The following is a 17800-nucleotide window of genomic DNA, read 5'->3' as shown; positions in this document are numbered from 1 at the left end:
TCCGCGGCCGCGCGCGAGGCTGCCCGCATGACCGATCTCACCACGATCCGCTACGAGCGCGACGACCGCGTCGGCATCGTCACGCTCGCCCGGTCCGAGCGCCGCAACGCGATCTCGCCGCAGATGCTCGTCGAGCTCGAAGACGTGATGATCCGCGCCGACGACGACAACCGGGTCCACGTCGTGCTGCTGCGCGGCGACGGCCCGTCGTTCTGCTCCGGCTACGACCTCGCGGGCTCCGACTACGGGCCCTATCGCGTCGACGCGGAGCACGGCCGAGGCTCGTCGAACGCGATCGACGACGACCTCTGGCGCGTCGAGCAGGGTCAGCGGCGCGTGCTCGCGATCTTCGATCTGCACAAGCCGGTCGTGGCGCAGGTGCAGGGTTACTGCGTCGCCGGCGGTACCGATCTCGCGCTCGCGTGCGACCTCGTGCTCGCGGCCGACGACGCGTTGTTCGGCTTCCCGCCGGTGCGCACGATGGGGTGCCCGCCGCATCACCTCTGGACCTACCTGCTCGGCCCGCAGTGGGCGAAGCGCATGCTGCTCACCGGCGATCTGCTCACCGGCGCCGACGCGGCGCGCCTCGGGCTCGTGCTCGATGCTGTACCGGCCGCCGAGCTCGCCGACGAGGCACTCGCGCTCGCGCGCCGCATCGCGCTCACGGATCATCACCTGCTCGCGGCAAACAAGCGCCAGGTCAACCTCGCGCTGGAGCTCATGGGCGCGCGCACGATGCAACGGCTCGCCGCGGAGATCGACGTGCGCGGCCATCAAGCGCGCTCGATGCGCGAGTTCGGCCGGGTCGCGCGTGAGGAAGGCATGGCGGCCGCGGTGCAGGCGCGCGACGAGCCGTTCGGCGACCCGGTGATCCGCGTTCGCCACGCCGGCGACGCGCGGTAATACCTAACGGACGTCGGGGCCGCTGCGCAGCGTCACACCCGTGAGCGCACCGGTGTGCTCGCCGCCCTCCATGAACACCTCGCCGTTCACGACCGTCGCCTCGTAGCCGCGACCGCGCTGGATGTAGCGGCCCGCGCCCGCGGGGAAGTCGTGCACGTACTCGGGCAGCGGGAGCGCGAGCGCGTCGAGCTCGATGAGGTTCACGTCGGCGAACGCACCGGGCGTGAGCGCGCCGCGATCGGCGACACCGAAGATCGACGCGGTGTCGGACGTCATGCGCCGTACCGCGTCCTCGAGCGTGAACCGCTCGCGGTCGCGCACCCAGTAGGAGAGGAACCACGTCGGCAGGCCCGCGTCCATGATGAGCCCGACGTGCGCGCCGGAGTCGGCGAGCCCGATCGCGGTCTGGGGGTGCGCCAGCATCTCCTCGACCGCGGTCATCTGCTGGTTGAGGAACGGGAAGCTGAACAGCGCGCGGCCGCGCGTCTCGCGCGAGATGCGCACGAAGGCCTCCACGACGTCCTCGCCCGCGACGCGCGCGTGGTGCTCGAGACTGTCGGCCTCCGTGTAGTCGTAGTGCGCGTCGGGACCGCGCATCACGTAGACGCCGCGGAAGTCGAGACCGATCGGCTTGTGGCGCCGGCCCTCCTCGATCAGCAGCTCGCGGCGCGACGCGTCCTCGAGCGTGGCGACCCGCGCGTCGAGGTCGAGCTTCTGCAGATCGCGCCAGACCTGCGACGCGCCGAAGAACGTGCGGTTCGCCAGCCCGAACAGGAGACCGATGCCGCGCGCGGTGGTCTGGGGCCGCAGCACGCCACCGGCCGCAGCCTCTTCGTCGACGCACTCGTAGATGCGCTTGTAGAGCTCGGGTCCGAGGTCGCTCTGCGCAACACCGAACGTGACCGGACGACCGGTCCGGCGCTGGATCTCCGCCATCCAGTGCACCTCGGCGCGCGTGCCCGCGTAGTCGGGACCCGGTTGCTCGAAGCGCGGCGCGACCTCGAACACGCCGCGCTCACGGCGGCCGAGCACGTCGCCGATCGCGTAGAGCTCGTCGGTGTCGGCCCACGTGCCGGGGACGGGGCGGCCGTCGGGGACGCGGTGGAGCAACGTGCGTGACGTCGAGAAGCCGAGTGCGCCCGCGGCCATCGCCTCGTCGACCGCGTCGGCCATTGCCGCGACGTCCTCGGCCGGCGCGGGCCGGTCGTCGAGACCGCGCTCGCCCATGACGTGATGGCGCACCGCGCAGTGGCCGACCATGCCACCGACGTTCACGCCTTTCGGCAGCCGGTCGATCTCGCCGAGGTAGTCGCCGTAGGTCTCCCACTCCCACGAGAGGCCCGCGAGGATGCTGCCCGCGGGGATGTCCTCGACCGACTCCATGAGCTCGGCGAGGTAGGCGCGATCGGCGGGCCGGCAGGGCGCGAAGGTCACGCCGCAGTTGCCGAGCACGACCGACGTGACGCCGTGCCAGCACGACGAGGTCGCGACCGGATCCCACGAGAGCTGCGCGTCGAGATGCGTGTGGATGTCGACGAATCCGGGCGTGACGACGAGCCCGTCGGCGTCGATCGTGCGGCGGCCGCGACCGCCGACCCGGCCGACCTCGACGATGCGGTCGCCGTCGATCGCGACGTCGCCGGTGAAGCGCTCGGCGCCGCTGCCGTCGACGATCGTCCCGCCCTTGATGACCAGGTCGTGCGGCATGGTTCCCCCTCGGACACGCGACCCGGGCAGCGTAGGCGTCTCACCGCATCGTTCCCGCGTGAACGGGCGGCTCGCTTGGCGGGCCGCCCGATCCTGCGGCCGAGGCGTCGAGGAGGGCGAAGCGTGCGAGCCCAACCACAAGTACCGGGCGGTACCGTTCCGGTGTGCCGAGCGCTCCGGAGACGGTCGACGACGTGGTGGCGGCGCTCGCGGCGCACGAGTACCTCGCCGACGAAGGGCTCGCGACCTCGATCTTCCTCGCGATGACGCTGCACCGGCCGCTGCTCCTCGAGGGCGAGGCCGGGGTCGGCAAGACCGAGGTCGCGAAGGTGCTCGCCCGCTGGACCGGGGGCGAGCTGCTGCGGCTCCAGTGTTACGAGGGCATCGACGCCGCGCAGGCCGTCTACGAGTGGGACTATTCGCGCCAGCTGCTCCACCTGCGCGCGCTCGAGGCGAGCGGCGGGGCCGTGAGCGAGGACGAGCTCTACACCGAGCGCTTCCTCGTGCGCCGGCCGCTGCTGCGCGCGCTCGAGTCGCCGCTCGTCGGTGCGCCACCGGTGCTGCTCGTCGACGAGGTCGACCGCGCCGACGACGAGTTCGAGGCGTTCCTGCTCGAGATCCTCTCCGACTGGGCGATCTCGGTGCCCGAGCTCGGAGTCGTGCGCGCCGCGGTGCCGCCGATCGCGGTGCTCACCTCGAACCGCACGCGCGACGTGCACGACGCGTTGAAGCGCCGCTGCGTCTACCACTGGATCTCGCATCCCGACTTCGACCGCGAGCTCGCGATCCTGCGCGTGCGCGCGCCCGAGGTGCCGGTTGCGCTCGCGCGCCAGGTCGCCGCCGCGGTCGAGGCGCTGCGCGGGCTCGAGCTGTACAAGCCGCCGGGTGTCGCGGAGACGATCGACTGGGCGCAGGCGCTCGCCGCGCTCGGCCGCGCGCACCTCGACGAGCGCTCGGTCGACGTCACGCTCGGCACGATCCTCAAGTACCGCGAAGACCAAGAGCGCGTGCGCGCGCACGGTGTCTCCGAGCTCGTCGACGCGGCGGTCGCGCGCAGTGCCTGAATCGGCGGTCGCGCCGGACGTCGAACACGAGCCCGATCGGATCGCGGTCGCGTTCGCGCGGATCCTGCGGGGGAGCGGGCTGTCGGTGCCCGTCGGTTCGGTGGTCGACTACGCGCGCGCGTTGGCCGCGGTCGGGTTGACGCGACCCGCAGCGGTCTACTGGGCGGGTCGCGCCACGCTCGTGACGCGTCCGGAGGACTTCGCGACCTACGACCGCGCGTTCGCCACCTTCTTCACGGGCGCGTGGGTCGAGCTGCGGAGCGTCGCGCCGGTCGTCGACATCGCGCTCGGGCTCGATGCCGGTGACGCGAACACCGCCGACGATGGGGGCGAGAGCGCCCACGGGCCGACGATCGCGGTGCGCTGGAGTGCGACCGAGTCGTTGCGCCGCCGCGACTTCGCGGCCTACTCGCCGGCCGAGTTCGACGAAGCGCGACGGCTCATGGCCGATCTGCGGCTCGCGGCCGCGCTGCGTCGATCGCGCCGGATGCGGCCGTCGCACCGCCCGCGCGGCACGCCCGATCTGCGGCGCACGGTCCGCGCCGCGCTGCGCACCGGTGGCGAGCCGATCGCGCGTCCGACGCGCGAGCGCGGCACTCGCGCGCGACGGCTCGTGCTGCTGCTCGACGTCAGCGGCTCGATGGAGCCGTACGCGCGCGCCTTCGTGCGCTTCCTGCACACAGCCGTCGTGGGTCGCACACGCGTCGAGGCCTTCGCGCTCGGCACCCGGTTGACGCGCGTCACCCGCGAGCTCGCGGCGCGCGACCCCGACGCCGCGATCGCGGCCGCGGCGCGGCGCGTCGTCGACTGGTCGGGTGGCACGCGACTCGGTGCGTGCCTGCGCGAGTTCAACGACACGTGGGGCGTGCGGGGCATGGCGCGCGGCGCGACCGTGGTGATCCTGTCTGACGGATGGGACCGGGGTGCACCCGAAGCGCTGACCGAGCAGATGCAGCGACTCCACCGGGTTGCGCACGCGATCGTGTGGGTGAACCCGCTCAAGGCGTCGCCGGGATACGCGCCCCTCGCCCAGGGGATGGCCGCGGCGCTGCCGTACGTCGACGAATTCGTCGAGGGTCACTCACTCGCGGCGCTGGAGGAGCTCGTCGCGGTCGTCGGCGAGTCGCCGGCGCGGATGCAGAAGGGAGCGCGCCGGTGAAGGAAGTCCTCGACGACATCGAGCGCTGGCGTGCCGCGGGTTCGCGCGTCGCGGTGGCGCGGGTCGTCGGTACCGAAGGCTCGAGCCCTCGCGATGCGGGCGCGACCATGGTTGTCAGCGACGCGGGCGAGGTCGCGGGCTCGGTGTCGGGCGGCTGTGTCGAGGGTGCCGTCGTGAGCGCCGCGCTCGAGGTCCTGAGCGGTGCGCGCGAGCGCGGCATCGTCACGTTCGGCTACTCCGACGACGAGGCCTTCGCGGTGGGGCTCACCTGCGGCGGCACGATCCACGTCTTCGTCGAGCCGCTCGACTGGTAGCGGTCGGCGACCATGGCGGGGGTCTACGAGCGACTGCGCGACGCGCTGCGCGAGACGCGACCGGTCGCGCTCGCGACCGTCGTCAGCGGCCCGCACGTCGGCGCGAAGCTGCTCGTCGAACCGGGCCAGGCTTCGATCGGAACTCTCGGCGATCCCGACCTCGACCGCGTCGTCGGCCGCGACACCGCGGGCGAGCTGGAAGCCGGGCTCACGTCGACGCGCCACTACGGCGAGCACGGCGAGGCGCGAGAGCGCACGGTCTCCGTGTTCATCGAGTCGTTCGTGCGACCGCCGCGCATGATCATCTTCGGCGCCGTCGACTTCACCGCCGCGCTCGCAAAGAACGCCAAGCTGCTCGGCTACAACGTCACCGTCTGCGACGCGCGTTCGGTGTTCGCGACGCGCGCACGGTTCCCGATGGCCGACGCGGTCGTGAACGACTGGCCGAACCGCTACCTCGACGAGGTCGGTGACCAGCTCGGCCCGCGCGACGCGATCTGCGTGCTCACGCACGACGCCAAGTTCGACGTGCCCGCGCTCGTCTCCGCGTGTGCGACCACGGTCGGCTACATCGGCGCGATGGGATCGCGCGTCACCCACGACAAGCGGGTCGTGCGGTTGCGCGAGGCGGGCCTCGACGACCACGACATCGCGCGCGTCATGTCGCCCATCGGCCTCGACCTCGGTGCCCGCACTCCCGAGGAGACCGCGGTGTCGATCTGCGCCGAGATCATCGCCCGGAGGACCGGACGGGCCGCGCCGTCACTACGCGATGCGATGGGCCCGATCCACTGACGCCGTGACGCCGAACGCGAACGACGCCCAGACGGAGAGCGAGGCCGCGGTGACGAGCGCGAGGATGGTGAGCGCAATCGTCGTGCCCACACGGCGGGCGCATCGCCGTCCGATCGGTACCTCCAGGAACACGCCTCCATGTTCGCGTGTGGTCGTGGTCGCCGCGAACCGGCCGTAGTGTCTGACGGATGGACCTCGGGATCTCGGGCAAGCGGGCCGCGGTCGCCGCGGCGTCGCAGGGGCTCGGCTTCGGCACCGCGCAGGCGCTCGTCGCGGCCGGGGTGCAGGTCGCGATCTGCGCGCGGCGGCAGGACGCGGTCGACGCCGCGGTCGCGAAGCTGGGTGGCGACACGGTCGGCATCGTCGCCGACGTCGGTGGGCCGGAGGGCGCGTCGGCGTTCGTCGAGGCGGCGCGCGCCGCGCTCGGTGGCGTCGACATCCTCGTGGCGAACGCGGGTGGACCGCCGCCGGCGACGTTCGAGACCGCGACGATCGACCAGTACGCGGCTGCGTTCGACCTCAACTGCCGCTCGACGATCGCGATGTGCCAGGCGGCCCTGCCCGCGATGCGCGAGCAGGGGTGGGGCCGCGTCGTTGCGATCACGTCGATCGCGGTGCGGCAGCCGATCGCGAACCTCATCCTTTCGAACACCGCGCGAGCCGGCGTGACGGGCTTCCTCAAGACGCTCGCGCGCGAGGTCGCACGCGACGGTGTGACCGTCAACTCGTTGCAGCCGGGTCTGCACGCGACGGAGCGCCTCACGGGTTTGAGCGATGGCGCCGCGCTCGACGGCCTCGCGAACGGGATTCCGGTCGGCTTCCTCGGCACCGCCGACGACTTCGGCGCGGTCGCCGCGTTCCTCTGTTCTGTGCACGCCCGCTACATCACCGGCGCGGCGATCCCGGTCGACGGCGGCTCCGACGCCGCCTTGATGTAGCCGAGGAGGCCGCCCGATGTTCCGACACATCGTCCTCTTGCGCTGGACCGACGAGTCGACGCCCGAGCAGCGGGTCGCGGTGCCGGCGGCCCTGCGCGAGCTACCGGGTGCGATCCCCGAGATCCGCAGCTACGCGCTCGGCGTCGACGCGGGTGTCGGCGGCGACGGCAACTCCGACCTCGCGATCGTCGCCGACTTCGACACGGTCGCCGACTACGCCGTCTACCGCGACCACCCCGTGCACCAGGACCTGATCGCGCGCTTCATCCGCCCGATCCTCGCCTCCCGCGCCGCCGTCCAGCACGAGCTCTGAAGCGGGCGCCGTGGTCACACGAGCGCGCGGCTCCGTTCCGCCCGTGCGCTCCAGCGTCGGCCCCGCGCGATCGCCGGCCGTTCGACGAGATAGAAGCTCGCGGTTGCGGCCGTCGCCGTCAACGCAGCGGTCGTGATCAACCTGACCCAAGGGTCGGGAGTCAACGAACCGTGCGAGATCCACCGGGCGATCAACCTGATCATCGTCAGATGCCAGAGGTAGATGCCGAAGGAGATCGTGCCCAGGTACGTCGCCGGTCGGCTCCGGAGCAACGCGCGGATCGCGCCGCGATGCTGGTCTCCGAGGACGGCGGGTGTGATGAGCAACACTGCGATCGCACCGCGCAGCATCGGCAGCGTCAACGCGACGAGCCGCGAGACCGGCGGGTGCCCGGGTCTGCCGTCTGCCAACGGACACGACCACACGTAGACGACGAGCGCCGTCGTCCACCACAGCCACGGAACCCTGCCGACGGCGTCGAGCAGGCGAGGGATGCGGCCAGTCGCCGTGCACCACGCGCTCGCGATCGCCAGCAGCAACCCGAGCGCGAAAACGTCGAGATACCAGATCATCGTGTACTGGAGCACGAACTTCGGCGGGTTCGCCGACCAGAGCCACCACCCGCGTGCGCCGGCGCCGACGCAGAACAAGAGCGCCAGTGCGAGCAGCTCGCGCCGAAGCCGCTGCGTGCGCGAAGTGTCGGCGCCGCCGAGCGCGCGCAAACCGAGTGCGATGAACGGAAGGGTCGCGTAGAACGAGACCTCGATCACGAGTGTCCACGCGACGCCGAGGCCGGCGAGCTCGAGCCCTCGGTGGTAGCCCTGGGTCAACGTGTAGAGGGCGAAGAACCGGCCGAACCCACGGATGGTTCCGACGCCGAGCGTGAGCAGCGCGAACGAGAGTGCGACCCAATACGCCGGGAAGATTCGAACGGCTCGGCGCGTCCAGAACGGCACGGACGGTGGCTCGGCCTGGTCCGCGAAGTGTGCGATCGCGAACGGCCGGTAGAGCAGAAAGCCGGAGATGACGAAGAAGATCGCCACACCCTGGCCGCCGAATGCCCACGCCACGGCCTGCAACCGTCCTCGCAACCAGAGCGGCTCCGGCCCTCCGACGAAGAGGTAGTGGAACGCGACCACCGCGAGCGCCGCGATCGCCCGGAGGCCGTCGATGCACGGGAACCGGTCGGTCGTCGGTGCCGCGCCGCGGAGCGCTCGCCGACCCGGCGGCGCGGTCGGTTCCGTCATCGGTCTCGACCCCGGTCGGTCAAGCCCGCGCGATCGCCTTCGCCCACTTGTAATCGGGCTTGCCCGACGGCTGGCGCTCGACCTCGGCGACGACCGACAGCGCGCGCGGGACCTTGTAGTCGGCGATCGACTCGCGACAGTGCGCGACGAGTTGCTCGAGCGTCGCTTCCTCACCCACGCGGAACGCGACGACCGCGGCGACGTGCTCGCCCCACCGCTCGTTGGGCACCCCCACGACGAGCGCGTCGAACACCGCGGGGTGGCTCTTGAGCGCGGCCTCGACCTCCTCGGGGAAGATCTTCTCGCCGCCCGAGTTGATGCTCTGCGATCCGCGTCCCAGCACGGTGATCGTGCCGTCGAGCTCGATGACCGCGCGATCGCCGGGCACCGCCCAGCGCACGCCGTCGACCTCGACGAAGGTCGCGGCCGACTTCTGCTCGTCCTTGTAATAGCCGAGCGGCACTCGACCGCGGCGCGCGAGCCAACCGGTCTCACCGGGCCCGACCGGACGGTGGTCGTCGTCGATCACGGTCGTCGTGTCCTGCATGTGGAACTTCGGTCCCGACTGCGTGGTCTCGACGACGCCGTTCGCGCCCGTCTCCGACGCACCGAACGAGTCGAGCACGAGCACCTGCGGCATGAGCGCGTGCATCTGGTCCTTGATCGCGGGGGAGAGGATCGCGCCTCCCGACACGAGCGCGAAGAGCGACGGCGGCGCGCCCTTGCCCGCGATCGCGTCGACGAGCGGGCGCGCCATCGCGTCGCCGACGAGGCTGATCGTGTTCACGCCCTCGTCGGCGACCAGCTTCCAGATGTGGTCGGGTTCGAAACGGCGATCGGTCGAGAGCACGAGCGTTCCGCCGCCGAAGAAGCTGTTGAACATGGTCCACTGCGCGTTGCCGTGCATGAGCGGTGCGAGCGCGAGCGTCACCGCGGGATTCGGCGCAACCGACTGCGCGATCGCCTCGGGCGTCTCGATCCCGGGACCGCCGTAGTTCCCGCCGCCCATCGCGGCGAAGAAGATGTCCTCCTGGCGCCAGATGACGCCCTTCGGCATGCCCGTCGTGCCGCCCGTGTAGAGGATGTAGCGGTCGTCGGGAGAACGGGGCCCGAGGTCACGCTCCGGCGACGCCGCGGCAATCGCGTCCTCGTACGCGACCGTGTCGAGTCCGTCGCTCACGTCGGTGCCGTCGGCGATCCGCACGACGTGACGCAGTCGCGGCAGTCCGTCGATCGCCGGCTCGATGCGGGAGCCGAACTGCGACTCGAAGAACAACGCGACGAGGTCGGCGTTGTCGTACAGGTAGCGCAGCTCGTCGACCACGTACCGGTAGTTCACGTTGATCGGTACGACGCGCGCCTTGTAGCAACCGATCATCGTCTCGACCCACTCGGCGCGGTTGTGCGCGTGGATACCGACGTGATCGCCCGCGACCGCGCCCGCGTCGAGGAGCCAGTGCGCGCACGCGTTCGCGCGCGCGTCGAGCTCGGCGTAGGTGTAGCGGTGGTCGCCGGCGACGAGCGCGAGCCGGTCGGGCACGGTGTCGACCACCCGTTCGAAGAGGTCGGCGAGGTTGAACTGCATCGGGTTGACGTCGGTCGATTCCGTCATGGCGGTGCAGTGCAGCACGTCCCGGGGGTTGTCGCCAGCCGGCTCGGCTACCGTCGATCCGTGGCCCGGTCCCGCGTCGTCGGCACGCTCGTGTTCGCGCTGATCGCGAGCGTCGCGGCCACCGCGTGCGGGTCGAGTGGCAAGGCTTCGGGCTTCTGCGCGCGGATCAAGCAGGGCGACCCGGCCTTCAACTCGCTCGACGCGTCGAACCTGCACACTGCGCTCGCCGCGTTCGACAAGGTTGCCGACGCGGCCCCGCCGGCCGTCGCGAGCGACCTCCACACGATCAGCAGCTTCCGCCGGCGACTCGCCGACGATCCGAAGTCGATCGTGGCCGATCCGTCGCTCCTGCGCGCGTACGCGACGAGCACGAAGCGGGTCGACAACTACCTCCACCACACCTGCGGCGTCGACATCCCGCCGCCCGGCAAGCTGCTGTGACCTCGACGGAGGAGCGCTCGTGACGATCGAAGGTCATCGCTTCGCCCGGGGTGCCGTCGCGACGCCGCACTACCTCGCGAGCGCGGTCGGGCTCGGCGTGCTCGCCGACGGCGGCAACGCGATCGACGCGATCATCGCCGCGAACCTCGCGCTCGGTGTCGTCGCGCCGTACTTCTGCGGCTTCGGCGGCGACCTCTTCGCGATCGTGTACGACGGTCGCGACGCGAACGCGAAGCCGCTCGGCTACCGGTCGGCCGGCCGCTCGCCCGCGGCCGCGACGGCGGACGCGGTGCTCGCCGCATGCGGTAGCGACACGATGCCGCACGTCGGTCCGCACACCGTGACCGTTCCGGGCGCGATCCACGGATGGTTCGACCTGCTCGAGCGCTTCGGCACGCGCCCGTTCGCGCAGCTGTGCGAGCCCGCGCTGCGCTACGCGGCCGAAGGCTTCCCGCTCACGCGTCGCGGCGCGAACACGTTCGCCGGCTGTCACGCGATGTACGAGTACTTCGGTCGTGAGCCTCGCTTCACGGGCACGTTCGATGCCTTCCACGCCTGCTATCGCGCCGCGGAGGAGAACGGAACGCTCGTGCAGCCCGCCCTCGCGCGCACGATCGCGGCGCTGCGCGACGACGGCCCCGCGGCGTACTACGGCGGTCCGATCGGGGCCGCGATCGCGGAGACGTTGCAGGCGCACGGTGGACTCATGACCGCCGACGACGTCGCCGCGCACCAGAGCGCGTGGGTCGATCCGTTGCACGTCGACTTTCGCGGCGTCGACGTCTACGAGCTCCCGCCACCGACGCAGGGCGTCAACGCCCTCGAAACGCTGCGCATCCTCGACGGCTGCGACCTCGGCGTCGACGGTGCCGACCGTCAGCACCTCATCATCGAGGCCGTGAAGCTCGCGCTCGTCGATCGCGACGAGTTCGTGACCGATCCCGACGCGATGACGATCGACCCCGCGTCGCTCCTCTCCGACGAATGGACCGCGAAGCGCCGCGGTGAGATCGATCCGCGGCGTGCCGCGACCCTGCCGCGCCAGCCCGGTCCCGATGGCGGCACCGCGTACATGTGCGCGTCCGATGCCGACGGCCTGCTCGTGAGCCTGATCCAGTCGAACTTCTCCGCGATCGGTTCGGGCGTGCACGTCACCGACTGGGGCATCAATCTCCAGAACCGCGGCGCGTCGTTCTCGCTCGATCGCGCACGCGCGAACGTGATCGCGCCGCGCAAGCTGCCGATGCACACGCTCGTCCCGACGCTCAGCCTGCGCGACGGCAAGCCGTGGCTGGTGTTCGGGAGCATGGGTGGGCAGGGGCAGATCCAGACCCACGCGCAGGTGCTCACGCGCATCGTCGTCGACGGCGCCGACCCGCAGGCCGCGATCAGCGCCCCCCGTTGGATGGTCGATCCCGACTGGTGGCGGGTGGCGATCGAGCCCCGGTTCGACGCCGACTGGGTCGACGACCTCGGTCGTCGCGGCCACGACCTGCGTTCGGTCCGTGACTATGACGACACCATGGGTCACGCTCACGCGATCGAGCTCATCCCGGGCGGCTACGTCGCCGCCACCGACCCTCGTGCCGAGGGCGCAGTTCTCGGCCTCTGACCTTTCTGGGCGCGCGCTGCGCCCGGCGCTCCTGACGCCTCAGCCCCAGGTCGGCCGGTCCGCGAAGCGACCCGACCGCTCGCGCGGTTACTACGCTGCGCCCCATGCCCGACTCCGCGTCCGAGCCGGAGCGCCTCAGCCCCGGATCGTCGAGGGTCCTCACGATTCCGAACGTCGTCACGTTCGTCCGGCTCCTCTGCGTGCCGCTCTTCCTCTGGTTGGTGGTCGGCACCGACCACTTCGCGATCGCGGCGTGGTTGCTCGCGGCGCTCGGCGCGACCGACTGGGTCGACGGGTATCTCGCGCGTCACCTGCACCAGGGGAGCGAGCTCGGCAAGGTGCTCGACCCGACCGCGGACCGGCTCATGCTGCTCGCGGCGACGGTCGCGATCCTCGCGGTCGACATGCCCGGCATCGTGAAGATCTTCGTCGTCATCGTGCTCGTGCGCGAAGCGGTCGTCGCCGCGGCGACGCTTGCGCTCGCGGCGGCCGGCGCGCGCCGCATCGACGTGTTGTGGGTCGGCAAGGCCGGAACGCTCGCGGTGATGTTCTCGTTGCCGATGCTGTTGCTCGCGGCGCACGTCGACGGGTTCTGGCACGCGGTGCTGCTCGTCGGCGGTTGGGGCTTCGGTGTCCCGGGTACCGCCCTCGGGTACTACGCGGCCGCGAAGTACGTGCCCGCCGCGAGGCTCGCGCTGCGCGACGGGCGTTCGGCGCGCCTGGCGAAGGTCGCGACCTGATGCGGCCGGCGCGACGAAGGAGGGAGGCGATCACATGAAGGCAGTCATCCTCGCCGGCGGCGAAGGCACCCGCCTGCGGCCGCTGACGAGCAACCAACCGAAGCCGATGCTGCCGATCGCCAACGTGCCGATGATGCGGCACGTCGTCCGATTGCTCGCGGAGCACGGTTTCGACGACATCGTCGTCACCGTCGCCTTCCTCGCCAACCAGATCCGCAACTACTTCGGAGACGGCGCCGAGTTCGGAGTGCGCATGCGCTACGCGACCGAAGACTCGCCGCTCGGCACCGCGGGCTCCGTGCGCAACGCGCGGGAAGAGCTCGACGAGCCGTTCCTCGTCATCGCGGGCGACGTCATCACCGATATCGATCTCGCCGCGGTGGTCAAGGCGCACATGGAGCGCGATGCGTTCGCGACCATCGCGTTGAAGCGGGTTCCCAACCCCGTCGAGTTCGGCATCGTCATCACGAACGAAGACGGCACGATCGAGCGCTTCCTCGAGAAGCCGACGTGGGGCCAGGTCTTCTCCGACACGATCAACACCGGCATCTACGTGCTCGACCCGCGCGTGTTCGACTTCATCCCGCCCGACGAGGTCGTCGACTTCTCGGGCGACGTCTTCCCCGCCGTGCTCGAGCAGGGTTTGCCGCTGCTCGGCACCGTGGTCGACGGCTATTGGGAGGACGTCGGCACGCTCGAGGCATACCGCGCCGCGCACGAGGACGTGCTCTCGGAGCGCGTGGACCTCGAGATCCCCGGGTTCAAGCTGCGCGACGGCGTGTGGGCGGGGGAAGGGTCCGACATCTCGCCCGACGCGCGCGTCGAAGGCCCGGTCCTCATCGGCGACAACACGCGCGTCGAGGCCGGCGCGGAGCTGCGGCCCTACACCGTGCTCGGTGGCGACGTCGTGGTGAAGGCGAACGCGAGCATCGAGCGCACCGTTGTGCACGACCACGTCTACGTCGGCGAGTCGTCGCGCGTGCGCGGTGCGGTCGTCGGGCGCGCGAGCGACCTGCGCAGCAACGTCTACCTCGACGAGGGTGTCGTCATCGGCAACGACTGCTTCGTCGGCGAGGGCGCGACCGTCAACCCGAACGTGAAGATCTATCCGTTCAAGAGCGTCGAGGCCGGCGCCGCGGTCACGTCGTCGATCGTGTGGGAGACGCGCGGCGCGCGCACCCTGTTCGGACGCCGTGGCGTGCGCGGGCTTGCGAACGTCGACATCACGTCCGAGGTCGCGGTGCGCCTCGCCCTCGCGTACGGCACGTCGCTGCCGAAGGGCTCGATGGTCACGATCAGCCGCGACACGAGCCGCACGGCGCGCGCGTTGAAGCGGGCGATCATGGCCGGCCTCAACCTCTCCTCGGTCCACGTGATGGACCTCGAGCTCGCGACCGTGCCCCTCACGCGCTTCCAGGTCCGCACCGAACGCGCACAGGGCGGCATGACCGTCCGCCTCGCGGTGGGCGATCCCGACTCGGTCGAGATCCGCTTCTTCGACTCGCACGGCGCCGACATCGACGAGGGCACGCAGCGCAAGGTCGAGCGGTTGCACTACCGCGAAGACTTCCGCCGTGCGTTCGCGGGCGACATCGGCGAGATCGTCTTCCCGCCGCGTGCGATGGAGTACTACACGGGCGCGCTCGTCGACAGCGTGAACATCGACGCGGTCGTCGCGCGCCACTTCAAGGTCGTGCTCGACTACTCGTTCGGCGCGACCGCGTCGGTCATGCCGAACGTGCTCGCGAAGATCGGCGCCGAGGTCCTGTCCGTGAACCCGTACGCGAGCACGGCGTATGCGGCGGAGGCCGCCGAGGAGCACGGCCCGAGGACGGAGCGCCTCGCGCATCTCGTGCGCTCGTCGGGGAGCGACCTCGGCGTGGTGTTCGACGCCGACGGCGAGACCGCGACCTTCATCGACGACCGCGGCGAGGTGCTGCCGTCGGACCGCGTGCTGCTCGCGCTCGTGAGCCTGGTGTGTCGCACCAAGAAGAACGCACGCCTCGCGCTCCCGGTCTCGGTCAGTCGCGAGGCCGAGCGGCTCGCCGAGCAGCACGGCGCGTCGATCGTCTGGACGAAGCTCTCGGCCGCGCACCTCATGGAGATCGCGGGCAGCGGCGAGGTCGACTTTGCCGCGTCCCCCGACGGCGGGTTCATCTGGCCCGACGTGATCCCCGCCCACGACGCCATCGCGACATTGCTCCATCTCCTCGACCTGCTCGCGGGTGCCGAGGAGACGCTCTCCGAGGTCGTGGGCGCGATCCCGCCGAGCTTCGTCGTCCACGAGACCGTGCCGACGTCGTGGGACGCCAAGGGTGCGGTGATGCGCGAGATCGTCGAGCGCTCGAAGGGCGAGGACATGCTGCTCGTCGACGGCGTGAAGATCATCCGGCCCGAGGGCTGGGTGCTCGTGCTGCCCGATCCCGAGCTGCCGATCACGCACGTGTGGGCCGAGAGCGACACCGAGCGCGAGGCCCGTCGCCTCGTCGCCGTGCAGGCCGGCCGCATCGCCGAGATCGCGAGGTAGCGCTTCCGGTCGCTCGCTCCGCTCGCGGGCTCGGCCGGTCACGCGACTAACTTGCCCGCCGTGAACTTCCCGGACGATCTGAAGTACTCGAAGGAGCACGAGTGGGTGCGCGTCGACGGCACGAGCGCCGTCGTCGGCATCACGAGCTTCGCCCAGGACTCGCTCGGCGACATCGTGTACGTCCAGCTGCCCGACGTCGGCGAGACGTTGGCGCGCGACCAGACCTGCGCGGAGGTCGAGTCGACGAAGTCGGTCTCGGACATCTACGCACCGGTCGCCGGGACCGTGACCGCGGTGAACGAGGCGCTCGTGAACACGCCGGAGCTCGTGAACGCGGAGCCCTACGGCGACGGATGGATCTTCCGCCTCGAGCTCTCCGACCCCGGTGACCTCGACACGCTCATGGACGCCGCCGCCTACCGCGCGCTCGTCGAGGCGTGACCTCGAACCGCCCGGGTGTGAACCTCAACTGGAGGCTTCGATCGGGCGTTGCCGCTGCTCACGGGCGTCGGTAGCCTCGCCACTGTGATCTGCGGCCGCTGCGGGCATCCCAATCCCGAGGGTGCGAACTTCTGCTCCTCGTGCGGCGCGCCGCTGGTCGCGCCCGAAGAGACCACCCTCACGTTGAGCGCCGTCGAGGCCGCCGACGTCGAGGAGGATCTCGCCAAGTACCTCGAAGAGCTCCCGCCCGGCGTCGGGCTGCTCGTGCTCCGCGACGGCCCGGTCGCGGGCAGCTCCTACCGCATCGAGTCCGAGAGCACCACGGCGGGCCGGCATCCCGATTCCGACATCTTCCTCGACGACATCACCGTCTCGCGTCGGCACGCAGTGATCGATCGCGACGCCGAGGGCTTCACCGTGCGCGACGCGGGCTCGCTGAACGGCACGTACGTGAACCGCGAGCGGGTCGACCGGACCAAGATCAAGACCGGCGACGAGCTGCAGATCGGTCGCTTCCGTCTCAGCTTCCTCGTCGGTGAGACCCGGTGAGCACGATGGCGCGCGCGCACGTCTCGATCGGCGACGTGCTGAACCAGCTGCGCGACGAGTTCCCCGAGGTCACGATCTCGAAGATCCGGTTCCTCGAGAGCCAGGGTCTCGTCGACCCCGAGCGCACACCGTCGGGCTACCGGAAGTTCTACGCGAACGACGTCGAGCGCCTGCGCTGGATCCTGCGCGAGCAACGCGAGCACTTCTTGCCGCTGAAGGTCATCAAGGACCGGCTCGAGGACATGGACCGCAGCGGCGGGTTCGAGGAGACGCCGGAGTCGAAGGCCGAGGCGACCGAAGCGGTGAACGCGCTGTTCGCGAGCGCGCACGACCGTCCGGTGCGCCGTGAGGCCGACGACGTCGCCGACTCGCTCGCCGACGATGGCGACGAACCGTTCCTCGCCGACAACGGTGACGCGATCCTCACCCGGGCCGAGCTCGCGCACCTTGCGGGCCTCGACGATGCCGGGCTCGCGGAGCTGGAGTCGTACGGGTTCCTGAAGGCGTCGGTCACGACGGGGGACCGCGCGCTCTTCGACGAGGACGCGCTCGCAATCGCGCGTGTCGCGCAGCAGTTCCTCAAGTTCGGCATCGAGCCTCGCCACCTCCGCATGTACTACGCGTTCGTCGAGCGCGAGGCGAACCTCTTCGAGCAGGTGTTGCTGCAATACCGTCGCCAGCGCAATCCCGATGCACGCGCGCGCGAGATCGAAGCGATCGGCGAGCTCGCGGGTCTCGGCCGCCAGCTGCGCGCGGCGCTGTTGCAGCAGCACGTCCGCCGCTCGTTCGGACCCTGACGCGCGCGACCGTCTCCGTCGCTTGACCGTGTCGCGCTCGATCCTGCTCGACCCGGACGACCTGCGCGCGGTGCTGACGCGCATCGGGCAGGAGATCGCGTCCGATCATCCCGAAGGCGTCGTGCTCATCGGCGTGCTCAAGGGTGCGCTGCTGTTCCTCGCCGACCTCGTGCGCGCGATCCCCGACATCCCGGTCGCCGTCGACTTCATCAGCATCTCCCGCTTCGCGCCCGATTCCGGACGCGTGCGCATCACTCAGGACGTGCAGATGGACATCGCGGGTCGCGACGTCGTGATCGTCGAGGACCTCGTCGATACCGGTCTCACGCTGGCGTACCTCTCGACGCAGCTCCGCGCGCGCGATCCCCGCCGGCTCGACGCGTGCGCGCTGCTCGATCGCGAGTCGCGGCGCATCGTGCCCGAGACCGTGCGCTACCGCGGTGTGCGGCTCGAGGATGCGTTCGTGCTCGGCTACGGCCTGCACTATCGCGACCTGTACCGCAATCTTCCCTTCGTCGCCGTGGGTGATCGGGACGAGGTTCGGCGCCGGCCCGACGTGTACGTGGAGGACCTCTACTCGGCGTCGATACGCCGTCGTGACGGGGATAACGGCGCGTGACCCGGTGGTAGGGTCTTGCTGG

At 70.8% G+C, this 17800-nt stretch carries 18 protein-coding genes; 15 read left to right on the top strand and 3 right to left on the bottom strand.

The window, feature by feature from the left end:
• Nucleotides 1-27: 27 nt before the first annotated feature.
• Nucleotides 28-903 (top strand): crotonase/enoyl-CoA hydratase family protein, encoded by an 876-nt coding sequence (locus tag VH914_04785; GenBank protein ID HEX4490506.1) that lies wholly within the window; start codon nt 28-30, stop codon nt 901-903.
• Nucleotides 904-906: 3 nt separating this feature from the next.
• Here the strand turns inward: VH914_04785 and VH914_04780 are convergent, their stop codons facing one another.
• Complete coding sequence (locus VH914_04780) at nt 907-2610, bottom strand: amidohydrolase family protein (GenBank protein HEX4490505.1); 1704 nt, start codon at nt 2608-2610, stop codon at nt 907-909.
• Nucleotides 2611-2774: 164 nt separating this feature from the next.
• Here VH914_04780 and VH914_04775 point away from each other — a divergent pair, with 164 nt between their 5' ends.
• From VH914_04775 to VH914_04750, 6 genes are all read left to right on the top strand, one after another.
• A complete protein-coding gene (locus VH914_04775) occupies nt 2775-3674 on the top strand; it encodes a MoxR family ATPase (GenBank protein ID HEX4490504.1) in 900 nt (299 codons plus the stop codon).
• The gene (locus VH914_04770; GenBank protein HEX4490503.1) at nt 3667-4833 is read left to right on the top strand and encodes a VWA domain-containing protein; all 1167 of its coding nucleotides are present in this window, start codon (nt 3667-3669) and stop codon (nt 4831-4833) included. The genes VH914_04775 and VH914_04770 overlap by 8 nt, the downstream gene beginning before the upstream one ends.
• Nucleotides 4830-5147, top strand: a complete 318-nt coding sequence (locus VH914_04765; GenBank protein ID HEX4490502.1) for an XdhC family protein — start codon at nt 4830-4832, stop codon at nt 5145-5147. Before VH914_04770 ends, VH914_04765 begins: the two co-directional genes overlap by 4 nt.
• Before the next feature lie 12 nt (nt 5148-5159).
• The gene (locus tag VH914_04760; GenBank protein HEX4490501.1) at nt 5160-5942 is read left to right on the top strand and encodes an XdhC/CoxI family protein; all 783 of its coding nucleotides are present in this window, start codon (nt 5160-5162) and stop codon (nt 5940-5942) included.
• 188 nt (nt 5943-6130) lie between these two features.
• Nucleotides 6131-6880, top strand: coding sequence for an SDR family oxidoreductase (locus VH914_04755; GenBank protein HEX4490500.1), 750 nt, complete (start codon nt 6131-6133; stop codon nt 6878-6880).
• Between the two features lie 16 nt (nt 6881-6896).
• On the top strand, nt 6897-7193 hold the full coding sequence (locus VH914_04750) for a Dabb family protein (GenBank protein ID HEX4490499.1): 297 nt from the start codon (nt 6897-6899) through the stop codon (nt 7191-7193).
• A gap of 14 nt (nt 7194-7207) precedes the next feature.
• Here the strand turns inward: VH914_04750 and VH914_04745 are convergent, their stop codons facing one another.
• Together VH914_04745 and VH914_04740 are read right to left on the bottom strand one after the other, a co-directional pair.
• The gene (locus VH914_04745) at nt 7208-8440 is read right to left on the bottom strand and encodes an acyltransferase (GenBank protein ID HEX4490498.1); all 1233 of its coding nucleotides are present in this window, start codon (nt 8438-8440) and stop codon (nt 7208-7210) included.
• A gap of 19 nt (nt 8441-8459) precedes the next feature.
• Entirely contained in the window at nt 8460-10052 is a 1593-nt protein-coding gene (locus tag VH914_04740) for an acyl-CoA synthetase (GenBank protein ID HEX4490497.1), read from the bottom strand.
• 60 nt (nt 10053-10112) lie between these two features.
• On the opposite strand from VH914_04740, the gene VH914_04735 reads away from it, so the two are divergent.
• The 8 genes from VH914_04735 (at nt 10113) to VH914_04700 (ending at nt 17778) form a co-directional block, all read left to right on the top strand.
• Nucleotides 10113-10493, top strand: coding sequence for a hypothetical protein (locus tag VH914_04735; protein HEX4490496.1), 381 nt, complete (start codon nt 10113-10115; stop codon nt 10491-10493).
• Nucleotides 10494-10512: 19 nt separating this feature from the next.
• Nucleotides 10513-12105, top strand: coding sequence for a gamma-glutamyltransferase family protein (locus tag VH914_04730; GenBank protein ID HEX4490495.1), 1593 nt, complete (start codon nt 10513-10515; stop codon nt 12103-12105).
• 104 nt (nt 12106-12209) lie between these two features.
• Nucleotides 12210-12845 carry a CDP-alcohol phosphatidyltransferase family protein gene (locus tag VH914_04725; protein HEX4490494.1) on the top strand — a complete coding sequence of 212 codons (636 nt, stop codon included), beginning with the start codon at nt 12210-12212 and terminating at the stop codon, nt 12843-12845.
• A gap of 34 nt (nt 12846-12879) precedes the next feature.
• Complete coding sequence (locus VH914_04720) at nt 12880-15372, top strand: sugar phosphate nucleotidyltransferase (protein HEX4490493.1); 2493 nt, start codon at nt 12880-12882, stop codon at nt 15370-15372.
• A gap of 60 nt (nt 15373-15432) precedes the next feature.
• Nucleotides 15433-15813, top strand: a complete 381-nt coding sequence (gene gcvH, locus VH914_04715; GenBank protein ID HEX4490492.1) for a glycine cleavage system protein GcvH — start codon at nt 15433-15435, stop codon at nt 15811-15813.
• A gap of 48 nt (nt 15814-15861) precedes the next feature.
• The gene (locus VH914_04710) at nt 15862-16362 is read left to right on the top strand and encodes an FHA domain-containing protein (GenBank protein HEX4490491.1); all 501 of its coding nucleotides are present in this window, start codon (nt 15862-15864) and stop codon (nt 16360-16362) included.
• A 5-nt stretch (nt 16363-16367) separates the two neighbouring features.
• On the top strand, nt 16368-17159 hold the full coding sequence (locus VH914_04705; GenBank protein ID HEX4490490.1) for a MerR family transcriptional regulator: 792 nt from the start codon (nt 16368-16370) through the stop codon (nt 17157-17159).
• Nucleotides 17160-17187: 28 nt separating this feature from the next.
• Nucleotides 17188-17778 (top strand): phosphoribosyltransferase family protein, encoded by a 591-nt coding sequence (locus VH914_04700; GenBank protein HEX4490489.1) that lies wholly within the window; start codon nt 17188-17190, stop codon nt 17776-17778.
• Nucleotides 17779-17800: the final 22 nt, after the last annotated feature.

Source organism: Acidimicrobiia bacterium (assembly GCA_036271555.1).
GTDB lineage: Bacteria > Actinomycetota > Acidimicrobiia > IMCC26256 > PALSA-610 > DATBAK01.
Note: the sequence above shows the minus strand (reverse complement) of the source record. Positions and strands in the feature narration are given on the sequence as shown.

Excerpts from the sequence above, each read along its gene's own strand:
- VH914_04785 (HEX4490506.1), top strand. The coding sequence starts at position 28 with ATGACCGATCTCACCACGATCCGCTACGAGCGCGACGACCGCGTCGGC.
- VH914_04780 (HEX4490505.1), bottom strand. The coding sequence starts at position 2,610 with ATGCCGCACGACCTGGTCATCAAGGGCGGGACGATCGTCGACGGCAGC.
- VH914_04760 (HEX4490501.1), top strand. The coding sequence starts at position 5,160 with ATGGCGGGGGTCTACGAGCGACTGCGCGACGCGCTGCGCGAGACGCGA.
- VH914_04755 (HEX4490500.1), top strand. The coding sequence starts at position 6,131 with ATGGACCTCGGGATCTCGGGCAAGCGGGCCGCGGTCGCCGCGGCGTCG.
- VH914_04750 (HEX4490499.1), top strand. The coding sequence starts at position 6,897 with ATGTTCCGACACATCGTCCTCTTGCGCTGGACCGACGAGTCGACGCCC.
- VH914_04745 (HEX4490498.1), bottom strand. The coding sequence starts at position 8,440 with ATGACGGAACCGACCGCGCCGCCGGGTCGGCGAGCGCTCCGCGGCGCG.
- VH914_04740 (HEX4490497.1), bottom strand. The coding sequence starts at position 10,052 with ATGACGGAATCGACCGACGTCAACCCGATGCAGTTCAACCTCGCCGAC.
- VH914_04725 (HEX4490494.1), top strand. The coding sequence starts at position 12,210 with ATGCCCGACTCCGCGTCCGAGCCGGAGCGCCTCAGCCCCGGATCGTCG.
- VH914_04720 (HEX4490493.1), top strand. The coding sequence starts at position 12,880 with ATGAAGGCAGTCATCCTCGCCGGCGGCGAAGGCACCCGCCTGCGGCCG.
- VH914_04705 (HEX4490490.1), top strand. The coding sequence starts at position 16,368 with ATGGCGCGCGCGCACGTCTCGATCGGCGACGTGCTGAACCAGCTGCGC.